This window comes from Pelomonas sp. Root405, assembly GCF_001425165.1.
Lineage (GTDB): Bacteria > Pseudomonadota > Gammaproteobacteria > Burkholderiales > Burkholderiaceae_C > Pelomonas.
Map to the genome: position 1 here is coordinate 245,143 of NZ_LMDU01000012.1, position 15,040 is coordinate 260,182.

Genomic DNA, 15,040 nt, shown 5'->3' on the forward strand with positions numbered 1-15,040 from the left:
TGATGAGGACGGGCAACGATAGCGCGGATGTGTCAGCGCTTTGTTACTGCGGCGGCTGGGTCCCGAGCGAGTCGAGGATGGGGCAGTCGGGCCGCTCGTCGCCGTGGCAGCTGTGCACCAGTTGCTCCAGCGTCGCCTTCATCGCCTGCAGCTCGGCGAGCTTGGCCTCCAGCTCGGCCAGGTGCGTGGCGGCCAGCGCGCGCACCTCGCGGCTGGGCCGGGCACGGTCTTGCCACAGGCTGAGCAGCGCGCGGATCTGTTCGAGCGAGAAGCCGAGGTCGCGTGAATGCCGGATGAAGCGCAGCTGGTGGACCTCGCGCGGGCCGTAAACGCGGTAGCCCGCATCGGTGCGCGCGGGTGCCGCAAGCAGTCCCAAGCTCTCGTAGTGACGGATCATCTTGGCCGACACGCCGGCCGCCTGGGCTGCTGCACCGATGTTCATGGTCGGGTCTCCGTTGCGCTGCCGCGCCAGCGCTTGAGCGTCAGCGCATTGGCGACGACGCTGACGCTGCTGAAGGCCATCGCGGCACCGGCGATGACTGGGTTGAGCAGGCCCGCCGCCGCCAACGGGATGCCGACGACGTTGTAGGCAAAGGCCCAGAACAGGCCCTGGCGGATCTTGGCGTAGGTGCGGCGCGACACGTCCAGCGCGTCGGCCACCAGGCGCAGGTCGCCGCGCATCAGCGTGACGCCGGCCGCCTCGGTGGCCACGTCGGCGCCGCCGGCCATCGCAAAGCCCACCGACGCGGCCGCCAGCGCCGGCCCATCGTTGATGCCGTCGCCGACAAAGGCGACGACCGCGCCACCTTCGCGCAGCTGCTGCACCGTGGCGGCCTTGTCGCCCGGCAGCACCTCGGCGTGGACCTCGCTGATGCCAAGCGACCGGGCGACGCCGGCCGCGGCGCCGCGGCTGTCGCCCGTCAACATGACCGTGCGGATGCCGCGCGCGTGCAGCCCCGCGACGGCTTGCGCGGCCGTGTCCTTGATGCGGTCGCCAAAGGCCAGCAGGCCCAGCAGCCGGCCGTCGCCCACCAGCCGCGACACCGTGTGGCCCTCGGCTTCCAGCCGCGCCGCCTCGCCGGCCAGCGCGCCTCCCTCCTCTTCTTGCACGCCCAGCTCCTGCGCCATCCGGGCACTGCCCAGTGCCAGCGTGCGGCCCTGCACGCGGCCCTGCACGCCGCGGCCCGGCAGCGCACGCGCCTCGTCCACGGGCAGCGCGGCCAAGCCTTCCTGCTCGGCCTGGGCCAGCACCGCCGTGGCCAGCGGGTGGCTGCTGCTGCGCTGCAGCGCGGCAGCCAGCTGCAGCAGCTCGGCGCGGTTTTGCCCCTCGGCCGGCACGACGGCGACGATGCTCGGCTGGCCCACGGTCAGCGTGCCGGTCTTGTCGAAGGCGACCACCGACACCGCATGCGCCAGCTCCAGCGCCTCGGCGTCCTTGATCAGAATTCCCTGGCGCGCCGCGACGCCGGTGCCGGCCATCAGCGTCGTCGGCGTGGCCAGGCCCAAAGCGCAGGGGCAGGCGATGACGAGCACCGCCACCGCATTGATCAGCGCCCCCTCCATGTCGCCGTCATGCAGCCACCAGCCGCCAAAGGTCAGGGCTGCGATGGCCAGCACCACCGGCACGAAGACGGCGCTGACGCGGTCGACGACACGGTGGATGGGCGCCTTGGCCGCCTGGGCCGACTCCACCATGCGGATCACGCGCGCCAGCGTCGTCTCGGCGCCGACGGCCAGCGTGCGCACGGTCAGCGCGCCCTCGGCATTGATCGACCCGCCGGTCACGCGCTCGCCGGGCGACTTGGCCACCGGCAGGCTCTCGCCCGTGATGAGGGACTCGTCGACGTGGCTGCGGCCGCTGGCGATTTCGCCGTCCACGGGGATGCGGTCGCCCGGGCGCACGGCAACGACATCGCCCACGCGCACGTCGGCCACCGGTACGTCGACCTCCACCGGGGTGCCGTCGATGGCACGCAGCACCCGCGCCGTCGTCGGCCGCAAGGCGTTCAGCGCGCGGATGGCATCGGTCGTCTGGCGCTTGGCGCGCTGCTCCAGCCACTTGCCTAACAACACCAGTGTGATAACCGCCGCCGAGGCCTCGAAGTAGAGATGCTCGTGGCCGGGGTGGCGCAGCAGCAGATAGACCGACAGACCATAGGCGGCCGACGTGCCCAGCGCCACCAGCAGATCCATATTGCCGCTGCCGGCACGCAGCGCAGCCCAGCCGGCGCGGTAAAAGCGCGCGCCGAGGATGAACTGCACAGGGGTGGCCAGCAGCAGCTGCAGCCAGCCCGGCAGCATCCAGGCGCTGCCGAACACGCCGAGCAGCATGGGCAGCACGAGGGGCAGCGTCAGCGCCGTGCCGGCCGCCACGGGCGACCAGGCGGGCAGGCCCGTGGTGCCCGCTGGTGCCGGGGGCGCGGCGCTCTCAACAGGTGTGGCCGGATAGCCAGCTTTGTCCAGCGCGGCCGTCAGCGTGGCCACCTGCACATTGGGCAGCGTCTTCACCGAGGCCTTCTCGGTCGCCAGGTTGACGCTGGCAGCCTGCACGCCGGGCACGGCCTGCAAGGCCTTCTCGACACGGCGCACGCAGGAGGCGCAGGTCATGCCACTGACCTGCAGCGTCACGTCGCTCAGCGCGGAAGCAGGGGCGGAAGCGGGGGCGGTGATGGTGTTCATGCCGGCATCGTCAAGCTTGCCATGATGGCAAGGTCAAGCGGCTTGTGCTTTGCGGTGGGTCATGACGCGCAGCGCTGTCGCTGTTACCGACGCACGATCAATCCGTATTCTTTGCCAGGCGAGCCGCCAGCTTCATCAGCGTGGGCACGCGCTTCCTTCCATGCATCGCGCGCAGTCGCGCCTTGGCGGCACCGATGTCGATGCCCGCGCAGGTCACCCACAGCGGCGGCGCTTCTTCTTCGCGCATGACCTCGACCTGCGCCGACAGGCCGGGCAGGCTTTTCTTGGAAACGCCGACGACAGGCACGGTGCTGCCCAGCGCATGAAACAGGTGCTGGCCGAGCCCCGGTGTTTCGTTGGCATCCAGATGGACGAAGCCTTCAAACAGGATGAGTTCAGGCGCCAGGCCGTGCTCGCGCAGCAACTGCATCACGCACGGCAACTCCCGCAGGTCGAGTTCGCCGCGTACCGGCTTCTCGACATGGGCGATGCGCGAGACATACGTCTTCGTTGGTTCCGCGGCATACCAGGCGTCGAAGGCTACGGCTGCGACATTGGCGTGCGCGCCATCGAGGTGGACTGTGACGAGGAGCTTCATGCAGGTTGCGGTTGTCGATCAGTCTGGGTCGGGGGCGGATGACGATGTGCACCGCTCGTCCTGCAGAAACGACGCGCGATGCAAATCATCGCTCTCTGAAGGGGCCTGGCCTTCGGCGCCAGTGCGGCGCCACAACCCGCGTTTCGGCATGGCTAACCCGACAGCAAGTATCGACCCGCCAAGGATGGCCAAGATCACTGGACCGCCGGCTCTGGACCCGGCAAACCCGACGCGCCCAAAAGCCACAAGCGCTGCCAGCATCAACAAAACGCCAAGGACTAGGACGACGGCACGTAGCGACGATTGCATGACACCACGCCGTCATTGACTCAGCGGAAGTTGAAGGCAAAGCAAGTATGTCCGCTCTCGCAGAACGGTCCGTCGTCCTGACTGCTTACGCCGTCGAGCAGGCTGCACAAGTTCGCGGTGCAACCGCCACTAGCCACAATGCCTCGATGACCCTCCCCCGCCGCCTCTTCCTCCTCACCGCCCTCGCCTCGACGCTGGCCGCCGCCGAACCGGCCTACTTCCCGCCCCGTGGCGACTGGCAGCGCGCCGAGCCGGCCGCCGCAGGCCTGGACGGCGCCAAGCTGGCCGAGGCCGTGGCCTACGCGCAGGCGCATGAGAACCCCGCGCCGCGCGACCAGGCGCTGGCGCTGGCGCAGACCTTTGGCAAGGCCGAGCCCTATTTCGGCGGGCAGATCGGTCCCACGCGTGAGCGCGGCGCCATCAACGGCATCGTCATCCGCCGCAGCAAGGTGGTGGCCGAATGGGGCGACACGCGGCGCGTGGACATGTCGCACAGCATCACCAAGACCTTTCTGTCCACGGTGGTCGGCCTGGCCTGGCAGCAGGGGCTGATCAAGAGCACCGACGAGCGCGTGGCCGACGCGATGCCGCCCGGCGTCGACCTGTTCACCACGCCGCATAACGCGCCCATCAGCTGGGAGCACCTGCTGCGCCAGACGAGTGATTGGCAAGGCACGCTGTGGGGCAAGCCCGACTGGGCCGACCGCCCTGTCGGCAAGGCGCCCGCGGACTGGCCCAATCGCGCGCTGCATGTGCCGGGCTCTCACTACAAGTACAACGACGTGCGCATCAACGTGCTGGCGCTGGCCGCGTTGCAGGTCTGGCGCCGGCCTCTGCCCGAGGTGCTGCGCGAGCAGGTGATGGACCCCATCGGCGCGTCCAGCCGCTGGCGCTGGCATGGCTATGACAACAGCTGGGTGGAGCTGGACGGGCAGCGCATGCAGTCGGTGTCGGGCGGCGGTCACTGGGGTGGCGGCATGTTCATCGACGCCTGGGACCTGGCGCGCTTCGGCTACCTGCACCTGCGCCAGGGTGAATGGGACGGCCGCCAGATCGTGTCGCGGGACTGGCTCGCCAAGGCCCGCGCGCCCGGACCCGCCAATGCCGAGTACGGCTACGCGAACTGGTTCCTGAACACCGGCCGCAAGGCGCTGCCGGCGGCACCCGAGAGCAGCGTGACTTTCCGCGGCAATGGCCAGAACATCATCTACATCGACTGGGAGAACGATGTCGTGGCGGTGGTGCGCTGGATCGACAACGGGCCGGCGTTGAACGAATTCATCGCGAAGCTGCTGGCGGCGGTGAAGCGCTGAGCGGCGGCCGACACCCCCACGCTTGAGGGCTGCATCGCTGCGGCGCGCAAACCTAGACTCGCGGCGCTTGCCTCAACCGGAGGATGGATGCGATGAACAAGTTCGCCATCTCAGCCGCTGCCCTGGCTCTCGCAGCCCTCGGCGCCTGGACCCCGTCGGCCAGTGCGGCCCTGATCTACGGCACGAGCGCGATCGGTGCGTCACCGCGCACGTCTGACTACGGCACCGTCTCGGGCGGCGGCTTTCGCACCTTCGATAACTTCACCTCGGCCAGCGGCGCGTCGGTCGAGCGAGTCAGTTGGCGCGGTCTGTGGTTCGGCAACACAACGCCGGCGCCGGCACCTGCGCCGCTGGTCGACACCTGGGAAATCGCTTTCCATGCCAGCGGCGGCGGCGCGCCGGGTGCCGTGCTCTGGTCGCAAAACATCGCGCCCGCCAGCGTGGGCGCCACCTTCGCCGGCACAGGCGTGCTCAACGCGGGCGGCAGCTACAACGTCAGCCTCTACGACTACGTGCTCGATCTGCCGGCGGTGTTCAACCTCGCGGCAGGCACGGAGTACTGGATCAGCGTGACGGCGATTGCGGACGACTTCAACCCTGCCTTCGCCATCCTCGGCGCGACGGGCGGGGACGACGCTTCCTACCAGCAGACGCTGGGCGCCGGCATGGCCGTTGTCAGCGGCCAGAGCGTGGCCCGTGATCGTGCTTTTCGCATCGAGGGCACCTTCACGGTGCCGGAGCCGGGCACGCTGGCGCTGGGTGGCATCGCACTCGCGGCGCTGGCTGGGCTGCGTGGCAGAAGGACTTCGCCCCGCTGAGCCGTCCGTCAGTCCAGAAAGGTCCAGCTGTCGGCGCCGTCGAAGCGCCGCACCTGGACGGATGCCTGCAGCTGCGGGTCGAAGTTGTTCAGGTTCACGCCGTGCCGCGCGCCCGCCTCGGGCGCCAGCGGCTCCCAATGGGTGACGCAGCCGCAATGGACGCAGCGGACATTGCGAAGCGTCTTGTCACCCCAGATGTACTCCGCGGTGTGCTCGGGGTGACCTTCCACCGTGACCGTGCCGAACTCGTAATAGGCCCACAGGCCGCCCAGGCGGCGGCACAGCGAGCAGTTGCACTTCGTCGCCTTCTCGGGTGAAAAAGGCAGCGTGAGGCGCACGGCGCCGCAGTGGCAGCTGCCATGCAGCAAGCGAGCGGCGTTCTCGGCGGCGCTCATGTCTGCTCCCGCAGTTCGGCCAGGCCGGCCAGGGCCTGCTCGGTGGACGCGGTGCGTGGGTCGTTCAGCTGGCGGCGAATCGCGAGTGCCTCCTCGAACTTGGACTGCGCCTCATTGAGTTCGCCTTGCTCGACCAGGCTGCGGCCCCAGTGCTGCAGCACGAAAGATTGCAGGCGGACCCAGCCGCCGGCGCGGGCCAGCGCCAGCGCTTTCGCGAAGACGTGCTCGGCCTCGGCGCGCAGACCGTTGTACTGCAGCGCCGTGGCATAGGTGTTCCAGAACCAGCCGGAGATCTCGGAGGCCGGGAAACGCTCGGCGCCGTCGAGCTGGCTTTGCAGCAGTGCCAGCGCCTCAGGCTCGCGGCGAGCCGTCGTCAACAGGCCGGCCAGGTCGGCGGTGCCATCAATGACGTCGAGATCGTCGCCTGCTTGCAGCGCCTGCGCCAGTTTGACTCGGTGCTCGCCAATGTTGACATCGAGTGCTGCCGCGTCGGGCGCGGTGAATCGTTGAAATTCCATGTCCCGCATCGAAGTTGTCCCTGCGGCCCGACGATAGCCGCTAGCGGTAGCAATCAAAAGCCGGCTTGACCAGCGCCGCCAGCATGGCCACGCCGGTGTAGTGGCCGACGAGCTGGGTGATCTCGATCAGCGCGGCCTCGTCGAAGTGGCGGCGCAGCTCCGCCCAGGTGGCGTCGTCGACATCCAGGCGTTGGACTAGGCCGTCGACGAGGCGCAGCACGGCCAGCAGCTCGCGGGACCACAGCGTCGTGTCGGGCGCGGCCTCGCGCAGGTCGGTGATCTGCGCGTCGCTCAAACCCATGCGCCGCGAGATCGTCTGCTCATGCAGGTTGAATTCGTAGTCGCAACGGGCCGCGGCACAGGTGCGCAGGATGACGGCCTCGCGCAGCGGGGGCGCCAAGCGCCTGCGGTCCGCCAGGCCGGTGGGGCCGAGCAGGCCGCTGTCCACCATCTCCTTGAACAACTCGCCGTGGCGGGCGACGGTCAGGAAGATCTGCGGCGGCGCCATGCCAGCCGGCACCAGCCGGGCCATGCGCTCCGCCAGATCGGGCGGCAGTGGCAGGGTCCGAGGGGCGATGCGAGGAGAGGTTGTGTTCATGCTTCGGAATCAGAAGCGTCGCGGTGAGCGGACTCTAGCTGGATCTGCTTCTAAAATCAAAGCATGACAACCAAACGCCTGGCGCAGCTGGCGGCGGCCACCGAGCCGCCTTCAGGCAAGGACGCGGTCAACGCCGCGCTGGAGCTGTTCAACCGCCGCTGGACACTGCGCATCCTGTGGGAGCTGCGCGGTGGGGCCGTGCGCCTCAATTTCCGCGCGTTGCAGGCGGCCTGCGGCGATGTGTCGGCCTCGGTGCTGAACCAGCGGTTGGCCGAGCTGCGCGAGGCGCTGCTGGTCGAGCATGACGCGGGCAGCGGCTATGGGCTCAGCGCCCAGGGGCGCGCGTTGCTGGTGGCCATCGAGCCGCTGCTGAAATGGGCGCCGCGTTGGGCGCGCGACGTGCAGCGCGCCGCGAAACCCTAGGCCGGCAAGCGCACGGCGAGCCTTGCCTTCTCGATCGCGGCGATCAGCGCTTCTTCCGAATAGGGCTTGCCGAGCAGCTGGGTCACACCGGCCGCTTCGGCCTCGGCCTGCTTGTCGTCGGAGGACGTGATCATGACGACGGGCAGTTCAGCCGTCGCGGCCGCGGCGCGTACCTGGCGGGTCAGCTCGAAGCCGTCGATGCCGGGCATTTCGACGTCGGTGATCAGCAGGTGCGGGCGCTCGGCGGCCATCAGTTCTAGCGCCTGCTCACCGCTCTCGGCCAGCGCGACGCGGTAGCCCTGGCCGGCCAGCAGGCGGCTGATCTTGACGCGCACGATCTTGGAGTCGTCGGCCACCAGCACCAGGGTCTCGTCGGCGCGCAGCTCGCGGGTTGCGGCTGCAGCGGCGGCCGCTGCAGCAGCTTCCGCGGCAGCGCGTTCCGCTTCGAGGCGGGCAGCCTCTTCGGCTTGTCGCTGGGCCACCAGCCGTGCGGCTTCGGCGGCTTGCGCGGCTTCGCGGGCCGCTTGTTCTCGCGCCAAGCGCTCGGCGGTTTCTCGCTCGGCTTGCTGCCGTTGGGCTTCCGCTTGCTCCTCGGCCACGCGCCGCGCTTCAGCGGCGGCGTGGGCCTCAGCTTCGCGTGCGGCCTGCTCCTGGGCAAGTCGTTCGGTTTCAAGCCGTTCGGCCTCGGCCCGCGCTTCGGCCAGGCGCTGCACCTCGGCAGCGGCGGCCGCCTCGCGCGCCGCGTCTTCCTCGGCTTCGCGGGCCAGGCGTTCGACGTCCAGCCGCTGCGCCTCGACGCGCAATTCCTCCTGCCGCTGCGCTTCGGCCGCGGCGGCGGCTTCGCGGGCCGCGAGGGCCTGGGCCTCGATGCGGGCCGCGTCCTCGCGGTCGGCGCGTGCGCGGTCGGCCTCGATGCGCTCTTCCTCGCCGCGCTGTTGGGCCAGGCGCTGCGCCATGCCCGCTTCGACCTCGCGCAGCGCCTGGGCGTCGGCCTGCTGCGCGGGGGTCTCTGCGGTCCGGGAGGCGCGAGCGATGTGCTCGGCACGCTCCAGCATCAGCCGCTCAGCCTCGCGGCGCTCTGCATTGGCGCGCGAACTCTGCTGGCGGCGCCAGCCCAGCCACAGCAACAGCAGCACGACGGCGGCCGCCGCGGCGGCCAGGGTCCAGGTCAACAGCTCGTTCATCGTCGGGGCGAAAGTGCTAGATCAGGTCGCACATCATCGCGCCGGCGAGTGTCTTGTTCGCGAACAGGCCCATCGGCGGCCGGCCCCGGGGGCGTCGTTTGTCACGCCGGGGGCGGCTGTGCCTCAGCGCTGAGGTGGCAGCATCAGGCGGGCGGTCGCCAGCGGGCTGTCGGCTGGCTCGCCTTCGTCGGGGATGCACAGCGTCAGCGCGAAGCCCAGCACCGACACGATGAGCGTGGCGGTGAAGAGGGCGCGGGCCGACTTGAGCATGGCCTGGATAGTGGGCCACGGTGGCGTTTGGCGCGCCCCCTAACTCACCAGTGAATGCTGACGACGTACTGGCAGCAGCCTCAGCCGGCCAATGTGCGCCGGTACTGACCGGGCGTCGTCCCGGTGCCCGCCTTGAAGCGCTGGCTGAGATGGCTGGCGCCGGCATAGCCGCAGGCGGCGGCGATGTCGGCCAGCGGCGACGCCGTTTCGCGCAGCAGCGCGCGAGCACGGTCCAGGCGCCGGCGGGCGACCCAGTCGTGCACGCTGCAGCCCATGGAAGCGCGGAACATGCGCGCGAAGTGGAACTCGGACAGGTGGGCCTGCGCGGCCAGGCGCGGCAGGCTGAGCTCGGCGCTGTCGAGGTGGGCGTCGACGAAGCCCAGCACTTGCCGCCGGGCCGGTCCGGACAGGCCGCCGGCCAAACGTTCGGCGCGCTGGCGTTGCCGGGGCTGGGCGGCGTGCAGCACGAGATGGTCCAGCGCGCCCTGGCTGAGAGCGTCGATGCGCAGGCGCTCCGCCGGGTCCCGCCAGTCCAGTGTGGCGACCCGCTGGCCCCAGGCGGCCAGCGTCGCGTCCGCGCCGAAGATGCGCTGCTCCAGCGTGATGGCGCGCGGCTCGGCGTCCAGCAGGCGCACCACGCGGTCTGCCCAGGCGTCGGCCGACAGGTAGAGGTGCACGAAGCGCAGCGGCCCGGCGACGTTCCAGCGCGATTCGTGCTCGGCCGGCAGGATGCAGTGGCAGCCGGGCGAGCCCGTCTCGCGCGGCGTCTCGATGAGGTGGGTAGCGTGGCCGCCCTGCAGGTAGACCGACAGCGTGTGGTGGCCCGGCCGCTGGTAGTCCATGCGGCCGCCGTCGTTGTGCCACTGGACTAGGCGCAGGCCGTCGGTCAGCGCCAGCTCACGCTCGCGGCGCGCGCGGGAACGGGCCAGCACTTCGAAGACGGGTTGCTGGTCGGTTGCGCCGGCGGTCAGGAAGGCCATGACCCGATGCTAGTGCCGCAGGCCTTTCCCAGCAGATGGCCGGGGAGACGATGCGCAGGAATCTGCAATCGCGCGGCGCCCCGGCGCGCGATGCTGGCGGCATGAATGCATTGCTGTACGGACTCGTCGTGCTGATCTGGGGCACGACGTGGATCGCCTTGAAATGGCAGCTGGGCCCCGTGCCTATTTCGCTGTCCATCGCCTACCGCTTTGGCCTGGCGGCGCTGGTGCTGTTCGCCTGGCTGGCCTGGCGGCGCCAGCTCGTCGTGCCACGTGGGCGAGCGCTCACCTGGGTGCTGGCCCAGGGCCTGTGCCTGTTCTGCCTGAATTTCGTCTGCTTCCTGAACGCCAGCCAGACGCTGGCCAGCGGCCTGGTGGCCGTCGTGTTCTCCAGCTCGGCGCTGTGGAATGCGCTGCTGGCGCGTGTGGTGCACGGCCGGTCGATTGCGCCGCAAGTGCTGGGCGGAGGCGCACTCGGCTTGGCGGGACTCACGCTGCTGTTCTGGCCCGAGATCGCCGGCCAGCAAGCGAGCGCGGCGACGCTGACCGGCCTGGCCTGGGCGCTGGCCGGCACGCTGTGCTTCTCGACCGGCAACCTGCTGTCGGCCGCATTGCAGGGCCAGGGGCTCAAGCCGGTGCAGACGAATGCGTGGGGCATGGCCGTCGGCACGGCCATCTTGCTGGGCTATGCGCTCGTGGCCGGCTTACCGTTCACGTTCGACAGCAGCGAGCGCTATGTCTGGGCGCTGCTGTACCTGGCGATTCCGGGCTCGGTCATCGGCTTCACGGCCTATCTGACGCTGGTCGGTCGGCTGGGCCCGGAGCGCGCTGCCTACAGCACGGTGCTGTTCCCGGTCGTCGCGCTGAACGTGTCGGCCTGGGTGGAGGGCTACCAGTGGACGGCACCGGCCCTGGCCGGGCTGGTGCTGGTGATGGCCGGCAATGTGCTGGTTTTCAGGAAGAAGCCGGTCGCTTTGCCCGCGGCACCGTCGCCTCAGCCCCGCGTCGGGGCCTAACGCGCGACGGAGCGACGGCGCCATCGGCTGCTGGCGCCAAGGGAAGCGATCCCGCACAACCATGCGGCTGCGCCGGCGGGCTCGGGCACCGGGGAAACCTCCACGCGGGTGATAACGAAGCCGCCGAGCGCGGCCGGCTGGTCATGCGTGAAGGCGATGCCACTGAGTGTGACTGGCGTCGCCGGCACGAAATCCAGTCGGCCCTTGCCGTCTGCGCCCAGAGCCAGTACATCGCCACCGGCATAGCTGGCGCTGCCGTCGGGACTGTCGAAACTGATCGTGAACGGCGGTGGGGCGATGACGTCGAAGGCCGTGAGGCGCTCGGCTTGGCCGCCCGCCGCAGTCAGCCCCACGAAGCTCATGCTCAGCCGCGTGATCGGCAGGTTGAACAGCACCAAGTACCGCGAGCTCAGCCCGTCCTGGCCCAGCCACAAGCCTTGATGGCCGGGGGCGCTGGAGCTTCCCATGCTGCCGTCGCCGGTGCGATCCTGGATGACGCTCAGAATGAGTTCGCTGCCGTCGTCGGAAAAGTAGTGCGCAGCGCCCACCGTGGAGGTCGGAATCGCCGCGAGCGCGGCAGCGTCCCAAGTGGTGGCGTGCGCTGCAGGCGCCGCCAAAGCGGTGGTCAGTGCGAGCGCGAGAGCGGCAGACAGGGATGGGCGCATGGCGGCAACCTCCAAGAACGGGGGCCCCGTTTTTACGGGGCGCCGCTCATTCGGGCAACGCCTCGCATCCCCTAGAAGCGGTCAGTTAGCAGCCCGCCGCTTCTCCAGCAGCGCCATTGCCTCACCCACCAGCCCGCGCCTGAAGGCCAGCACGCAGACGATGAAGATCAGCCCGGTGACGAGGCTGACCGATTCACCCAGGCCGTTGAACCAGGCCACGCCGGTGGTGTCAGCCAGCAGCTTGCCGAAGTCGCCGATCTTGTTCTCCAGCGCAATGATGACGAGCGCGCCGACCATCGGGCCGACCAGCGTGCCCATGCCGCCCACAAGCGTCATCAGGATGACCAGGCCGGAGGTGGTCCAGATCGCATCGGTCAGCGTGGCAAAGCCCAGCACCAGCGTTTTGGTCGCACCCGCCAGGCCAGCCAGGCCGGCGGACAGCACGAAGGCCAGCAGCTTGAAGTGGGCGGTGTCGTAGCCCAGGGACGTGGCGCGCGCCTCGTTCTCGCGGATGGACGTCAGCACCTGGCCGAAGGGCGAATGGACGATGCGGTAGATCAGCCAGAAGGCGGCGATGAAGATCCCCAGCACGACGTAGAACAGCGTCAGGTCGTTGGCCAGATCCAGACCGAAGAAGCTGCCACGCGGCACCGACTGCAGGCCGTCCTCGCCGCCGGTGAAGGGCGCCTGCAGGAAGACGAAATACAGCATCTGCGACAGCGCCAGCGTGATCATCGAGAAATAGATACCCGAGCGCCGGATGGCCAGCAGGCCGAACACCAGGCCCACCGCCGCCGCCGCACCGGCGCCCACCGCCAGGCCCAGCGGCGCTGGCAGGGCCCAGACCTTGAGCGCGTGCCCGGTCACGTAGGCAGCGGTACCGAGAAAGGCCGCATGGCCGAAGGACAGCAGGCCGGTGAAACCCACCAGCAGGTTGAAGGCGCAGGCGAACAGCGCGTAGCACAGCACCTTCATCACGAAGATGGGATAGACGCCCAGCGCCGGCAGCAGCGCGATGCCGACGAACAAGGCGACATAGCCGAGCAGTTTCTTGTTCATCACTTCTCTTTGCCGAAGAGCCCGGCGGGGCGGACGAGCAACACGATGGCCATGACGACGAAGACGACGGTGTTGGACGCCTCGGGGTAGAAGACCTTGGTCAGCCCTTCGACGACGCCCAGGCCCAGGCCCGTGACGATGGAGCCGAGGATGGAGCCCATGCCGCCGATGACGACCACGGCAAACACCACGATGATGAGGTTGCTGCCCATCAGCGCCGACACCTGAAGGATGGGCGCTGCCAACACGCCGGCAAACGCCGCCAGCGCCACGCCGGCGGCATAGGTCAGCGTGACCATCAGCGGCACATTGATGCCGAAGGCCTGCACGAGCTTGGGGTTCTCGGTGCCGGCACGCAGCTTGGCACCGAGCGAGGTCTTCTCGATCAGCGCCCACACGGCCAGGCAGACGGTGATGGACGCGACGACCACCCAGGCCCGGTAGTTCGGCAGGATCATGAAGCCGAGGTTGGTGGCGCCCTGCAGCTGCTCGGGCACCGAGTAGGGCTGGCCCGAGACGCCGTAGAAGCTGCGGAACACGCCCTCGATGACAAGCGTGAGGCCGAAGGTCAGCAGCAGGCCGTAGAGATGGTCGAGCTTGTAGAGCCACTGCAACATCGTGCGTTCGATGACGATACCCAGCAGCCCGACGAGGAGGGGCGCCAGGCCCAGCATGACCCAGTAGTTCAGCCCCAGCAGGTCCATGCCCATCCACGCCAAAAAGGCGCCCATCATGTACAGCGCCCCGTGGGCGAAGTTGATGATGTTGAGCATGCCGAAGATGACCGCCAGGCCCAGCGAGAGCATCGCGTAGAACGAGCCGTTCACCAGGCCGAGCAGCAGCTGGCCGAGCAGCGCGGGCAGTGGAATACCAAACAACTCAGTCATGGGGCGTCAGGTTCAAAGGCAGCCACAGAGGCACAGAGACACGGAGGAAATGCAAAGGAGTCAAAGGCTGTTCTCAGTGCCTCTGTGGTTGCATTTCCCCATGCCGGTCAGCCCATCACTTCTTGACCAGCGGGCACTTGCTGTCAGCCAGCTTGGTGTACGCGTCGTTCGCGGGGATGGTCTGCACCACGTTGTAGTAGTCCCACGGCTCCTTGGACTCGGATTGCTTCTTCACCTGCATCAGGTACATGTCGTAGCGCATGCGGCCGTCGGGGCCGATCTCGCCGTTCTTGGCGAAGAAGTCATTGACCTTGGTGGCCTTCATCTTGGTCATGACCTTGTCGGCGTCGTCGGTCTTGGTCGCGTCGACGGCCTTCAGGTAGTGGGTCACGGCCGAGTAGTCCGCCGCCTGCAGCATGGAGGGCATGCGCTTCATCTTGGCGAAGAAGTTGCGGCTCCAGGCGCGCGACTCGGGGCTCTGGTTCCAGTACCAGCCATCGGTCAGGTACATGCCCTCGGTGGCCTTCAGGCCCAGCGAATGCACGTCGTTGATGAACATCAGCAGGCCGGCCAGCTTCATCGTCTTGGTGACGCCGAACTCGTTGGCGGCCTTGATCGAGTTGATCGTGTCGCCACCGGCGTTGGCCAGGCCCAGGATCTGCGCGCCCGACCCCTGCGCTTGCAGAAGGAAGCTGGAGAAGTCGCTGGCCGACAGCGGGTGCTTGACGCTGCCCACGACCTTGCCGCCGGCCTTCTGCACAACGGCCGTCGTGTCGGCCTGCAGACTGGCGCCGAAGGCGTAGTCGGCGGTCAGGAAATACCAGTTCTTGCCGCCGCTCTTGACGACCGCGTTGCCGGTGCCGTTGGCCAGCGCGACGGTGTCGTAGGCGTAGTGCACGGTGTAGGGCGTGCAGTCTTCGTTGGTCAGGCGGGCCGAGGCAGCACCGATGGAGATGAAGAGGCGCTTCTTCTCGGCCGCAATCTTGGCCATGGCCAGGTTGGCGCCGGAGTTGGTGCCGCCGATCAGCAGGTCCAGACCCTGCGTGTCCATCCACTCGCGCGCCTTGCTGGCGGCGACGTCGGCCTTGTTCTGATGGTCGGCAAAGATCAGCTCGACCTTCTTGCCCGCGGCCATGCCCTTCATGTCGGCGATGGCCATCTTGATGGCCTCCACGCCGCCCTGGCCGTCGATGTCGGCGTACAGGCCGGACATGTCCGTGATGATGCCGATGCGGATGACGTCACCCGAAATCTGGGCCTGCGCGGTCAGGCCGCAGCATGCGAGGGTGGCGGCGATGAGTGTCTTCTTCATGGTGTTGTCTCCAGTG

The 15,040-nt window shown here is 68.8% G+C and carries 17 protein-coding genes; 4 read left to right on the top strand and 13 right to left on the bottom strand.

The window, feature by feature from the left end:
- Window positions 1–43: 43 nt before the first annotated feature.
- The 3 genes from cueR to ASC81_RS14060 all read right to left on the bottom strand — a co-directional run bounded on the left by cueR (window position 44) and on the right by ASC81_RS14060 (window position 3,277).
- Window positions 44–442, bottom strand: coding sequence for a Cu(I)-responsive transcriptional regulator (gene cueR, locus ASC81_RS14050; RefSeq protein ID WP_056268196.1), 399 nt, complete (start codon window positions 440–442; stop codon window positions 44–46).
- A complete protein-coding gene (locus ASC81_RS14055; protein WP_056268198.1) occupies window positions 439–2,679 on the bottom strand; it encodes a cation-translocating P-type ATPase in 2,241 nt (746 codons plus the stop codon). Before ASC81_RS14055 ends, cueR begins: the two co-directional genes overlap by 4 nt.
- A 97-nt stretch (window positions 2,680–2,776) precedes the next feature.
- Window positions 2,777–3,277 carry a hypothetical protein gene (locus tag ASC81_RS14060; RefSeq protein ID WP_056268201.1) on the bottom strand — a complete coding sequence of 167 codons (501 nt, stop codon included), beginning with the start codon at window positions 3,275–3,277 and terminating at the stop codon, window positions 2,777–2,779.
- A 455-nt stretch (window positions 3,278–3,732) separates the two neighbouring features.
- Between ASC81_RS14060 and ASC81_RS14065 the strand changes: the two genes are divergently transcribed.
- On the top strand, window positions 3,733–4,899 hold the full coding sequence (locus tag ASC81_RS14065; protein WP_056268204.1) for a serine hydrolase: 1,167 nt from the start codon (window positions 3,733–3,735) through the stop codon (window positions 4,897–4,899).
- Between the two features lie 92 nt (window positions 4,900–4,991).
- Window positions 4,992–5,717, top strand: coding sequence for a PEP-CTERM sorting domain-containing protein (locus ASC81_RS14070; RefSeq protein ID WP_162245902.1), 726 nt, complete (start codon window positions 4,992–4,994; stop codon window positions 5,715–5,717).
- Between the two features lie 8 nt (window positions 5,718–5,725).
- Here the strand turns inward: ASC81_RS14070 and ASC81_RS14075 are convergent, their stop codons facing one another.
- The 3 genes from ASC81_RS14075 to ASC81_RS14085 are packed head-to-tail and all read right to left on the bottom strand — an operon-like array spanning window position 5,726 to window position 7,228.
- On the bottom strand, window positions 5,726–6,112 hold the full coding sequence (locus tag ASC81_RS14075; protein ID WP_056268208.1) for a GFA family protein: 387 nt from the start codon (window positions 6,110–6,112) through the stop codon (window positions 5,726–5,728).
- A complete protein-coding gene (locus ASC81_RS14080; protein WP_056268210.1) occupies window positions 6,109–6,630 on the bottom strand; it encodes a tetratricopeptide repeat protein in 522 nt (173 codons plus the stop codon). The genes ASC81_RS14075 and ASC81_RS14080 overlap by 4 nt, the downstream gene beginning before the upstream one ends.
- A gap of 40 nt (window positions 6,631–6,670) precedes the next feature.
- Window positions 6,671–7,228, bottom strand: coding sequence for a carboxymuconolactone decarboxylase family protein (locus ASC81_RS14085; protein ID WP_082536517.1), 558 nt, complete (start codon window positions 7,226–7,228; stop codon window positions 6,671–6,673).
- Window positions 7,229–7,291: 63 nt separating this feature from the next.
- Here ASC81_RS14085 and ASC81_RS14090 point away from each other — a divergent pair, with 63 nt between their 5' ends.
- Entirely contained in the window at window positions 7,292–7,651 is a 360-nt protein-coding gene (locus ASC81_RS14090) for a helix-turn-helix domain-containing protein (protein ID WP_082536518.1), read from the top strand.
- On the opposite strand, the gene ASC81_RS14095 is transcribed toward ASC81_RS14090, so the two are convergent.
- The 3 genes from ASC81_RS14095 to ASC81_RS14100 form a co-directional block, all read right to left on the bottom strand.
- Window positions 7,648–8,835 (bottom strand): response regulator, encoded by a 1,188-nt coding sequence (locus tag ASC81_RS14095; protein WP_056268216.1) that lies wholly within the window; start codon window positions 8,833–8,835, stop codon window positions 7,648–7,650. The two genes, ASC81_RS14090 and ASC81_RS14095, sit on opposite strands and share 4 nt — an antisense overlap.
- 123 nt (window positions 8,836–8,958) lie before the next feature.
- The gene (locus tag ASC81_RS27070; protein ID WP_156392117.1) at window positions 8,959–9,105 is read right to left on the bottom strand and encodes a hypothetical protein; all 147 of its coding nucleotides are present in this window, start codon (window positions 9,103–9,105) and stop codon (window positions 8,959–8,961) included.
- Window positions 9,106–9,185: 80 nt separating this feature from the next.
- Window positions 9,186–10,085: a helix-turn-helix domain-containing protein gene (locus tag ASC81_RS14100; RefSeq protein ID WP_056268218.1), complete on the bottom strand. Its 900-nt coding sequence runs from the start codon at window positions 10,083–10,085 to the stop codon at window positions 9,186–9,188.
- A 101-nt stretch (window positions 10,086–10,186) separates the two neighbouring features.
- Here ASC81_RS14100 and ASC81_RS14105 point away from each other — a divergent pair, with 101 nt between their 5' ends.
- Window positions 10,187–11,101: a DMT family transporter gene (locus ASC81_RS14105; protein ID WP_056269032.1), complete on the top strand. Its 915-nt coding sequence runs from the start codon at window positions 10,187–10,189 to the stop codon at window positions 11,099–11,101.
- On the opposite strand, the gene ASC81_RS14110 is transcribed toward ASC81_RS14105, so the two are convergent.
- The 4 genes from ASC81_RS14110 to ASC81_RS14125 all read right to left on the bottom strand — a co-directional run bounded on the left by ASC81_RS14110 (window position 11,098) and on the right by ASC81_RS14125 (window position 15,024).
- Window positions 11,098–11,781, bottom strand: a complete 684-nt coding sequence (locus ASC81_RS14110; RefSeq protein ID WP_056268220.1) for a hypothetical protein — start codon at window positions 11,779–11,781, stop codon at window positions 11,098–11,100. The genes ASC81_RS14105 and ASC81_RS14110 overlap by 4 nt on opposite strands.
- Before the next feature lie 66 nt (window positions 11,782–11,847).
- Window positions 11,848–12,825 carry a branched-chain amino acid ABC transporter permease gene (locus ASC81_RS14115; protein WP_056268223.1) on the bottom strand — a complete coding sequence of 326 codons (978 nt, stop codon included), beginning with the start codon at window positions 12,823–12,825 and terminating at the stop codon, window positions 11,848–11,850.
- On the bottom strand, window positions 12,825–13,712 hold the full coding sequence (locus tag ASC81_RS14120) for a branched-chain amino acid ABC transporter permease (protein WP_056268226.1): 888 nt from the start codon (window positions 13,710–13,712) through the stop codon (window positions 12,825–12,827). Before ASC81_RS14120 ends, ASC81_RS14115 begins: the two co-directional genes overlap by 1 nt.
- A 115-nt stretch (window positions 13,713–13,827) precedes the next feature.
- Window positions 13,828–15,024 carry an ABC transporter substrate-binding protein gene (locus ASC81_RS14125; RefSeq protein WP_056268228.1) on the bottom strand — a complete coding sequence of 399 codons (1,197 nt, stop codon included), beginning with the start codon at window positions 15,022–15,024 and terminating at the stop codon, window positions 13,828–13,830.
- Window positions 15,025–15,040: the final 16 nt, after the last annotated feature.

Excerpts from the sequence above, each read along its gene's own strand:
- cueR (WP_056268196.1), bottom strand. The coding sequence starts at position 442 with ATGAACATCGGTGCAGCAGCCCAGGCGGCCGGCGTGTCGGCCAAGATG.
- ASC81_RS14055 (WP_056268198.1), bottom strand. The coding sequence starts at position 2,679 with ATGAACACCATCACCGCCCCCGCTTCCGCCCCTGCTTCCGCGCTGAGC.
- ASC81_RS14060 (WP_056268201.1), bottom strand. The coding sequence starts at position 3,277 with ATGAAGCTCCTCGTCACAGTCCACCTCGATGGCGCGCACGCCAATGTC.
- ASC81_RS14065 (WP_056268204.1), top strand. The coding sequence starts at position 3,733 with ATGACCCTCCCCCGCCGCCTCTTCCTCCTCACCGCCCTCGCCTCGACG.
- ASC81_RS14070 (WP_162245902.1), top strand. The coding sequence starts at position 4,992 with ATGAACAAGTTCGCCATCTCAGCCGCTGCCCTGGCTCTCGCAGCCCTC.
- ASC81_RS14075 (WP_056268208.1), bottom strand. The coding sequence starts at position 6,112 with ATGAGCGCCGCCGAGAACGCCGCTCGCTTGCTGCATGGCAGCTGCCAC.
- ASC81_RS14080 (WP_056268210.1), bottom strand. The coding sequence starts at position 6,630 with ATGGAATTTCAACGATTCACCGCGCCCGACGCGGCAGCACTCGATGTC.
- ASC81_RS14085 (WP_082536517.1), bottom strand. The coding sequence starts at position 7,228 with ATGAACACAACCTCTCCTCGCATCGCCCCTCGGACCCTGCCACTGCCG.
- ASC81_RS14090 (WP_082536518.1), top strand. The coding sequence starts at position 7,292 with ATGACAACCAAACGCCTGGCGCAGCTGGCGGCGGCCACCGAGCCGCCT.
- ASC81_RS14095 (WP_056268216.1), bottom strand. The coding sequence starts at position 8,835 with ATGAACGAGCTGTTGACCTGGACCCTGGCCGCCGCGGCGGCCGCCGTC.
- ASC81_RS27070 (WP_156392117.1), bottom strand. The coding sequence starts at position 9,105 with ATGCTCAAGTCGGCCCGCGCCCTCTTCACCGCCACGCTCATCGTGTCG.
- ASC81_RS14100 (WP_056268218.1), bottom strand. The coding sequence starts at position 10,085 with ATGGCCTTCCTGACCGCCGGCGCAACCGACCAGCAACCCGTCTTCGAA.
- ASC81_RS14105 (WP_056269032.1), top strand. The coding sequence starts at position 10,187 with ATGAATGCATTGCTGTACGGACTCGTCGTGCTGATCTGGGGCACGACG.
- ASC81_RS14115 (WP_056268223.1), bottom strand. The coding sequence starts at position 12,825 with ATGAACAAGAAACTGCTCGGCTATGTCGCCTTGTTCGTCGGCATCGCG.
- ASC81_RS14120 (WP_056268226.1), bottom strand. The coding sequence starts at position 13,712 with ATGACTGAGTTGTTTGGTATTCCACTGCCCGCGCTGCTCGGCCAGCTG.
- ASC81_RS14125 (WP_056268228.1), bottom strand. The coding sequence starts at position 15,024 with ATGAAGAAGACACTCATCGCCGCCACCCTCGCATGCTGCGGCCTGACC.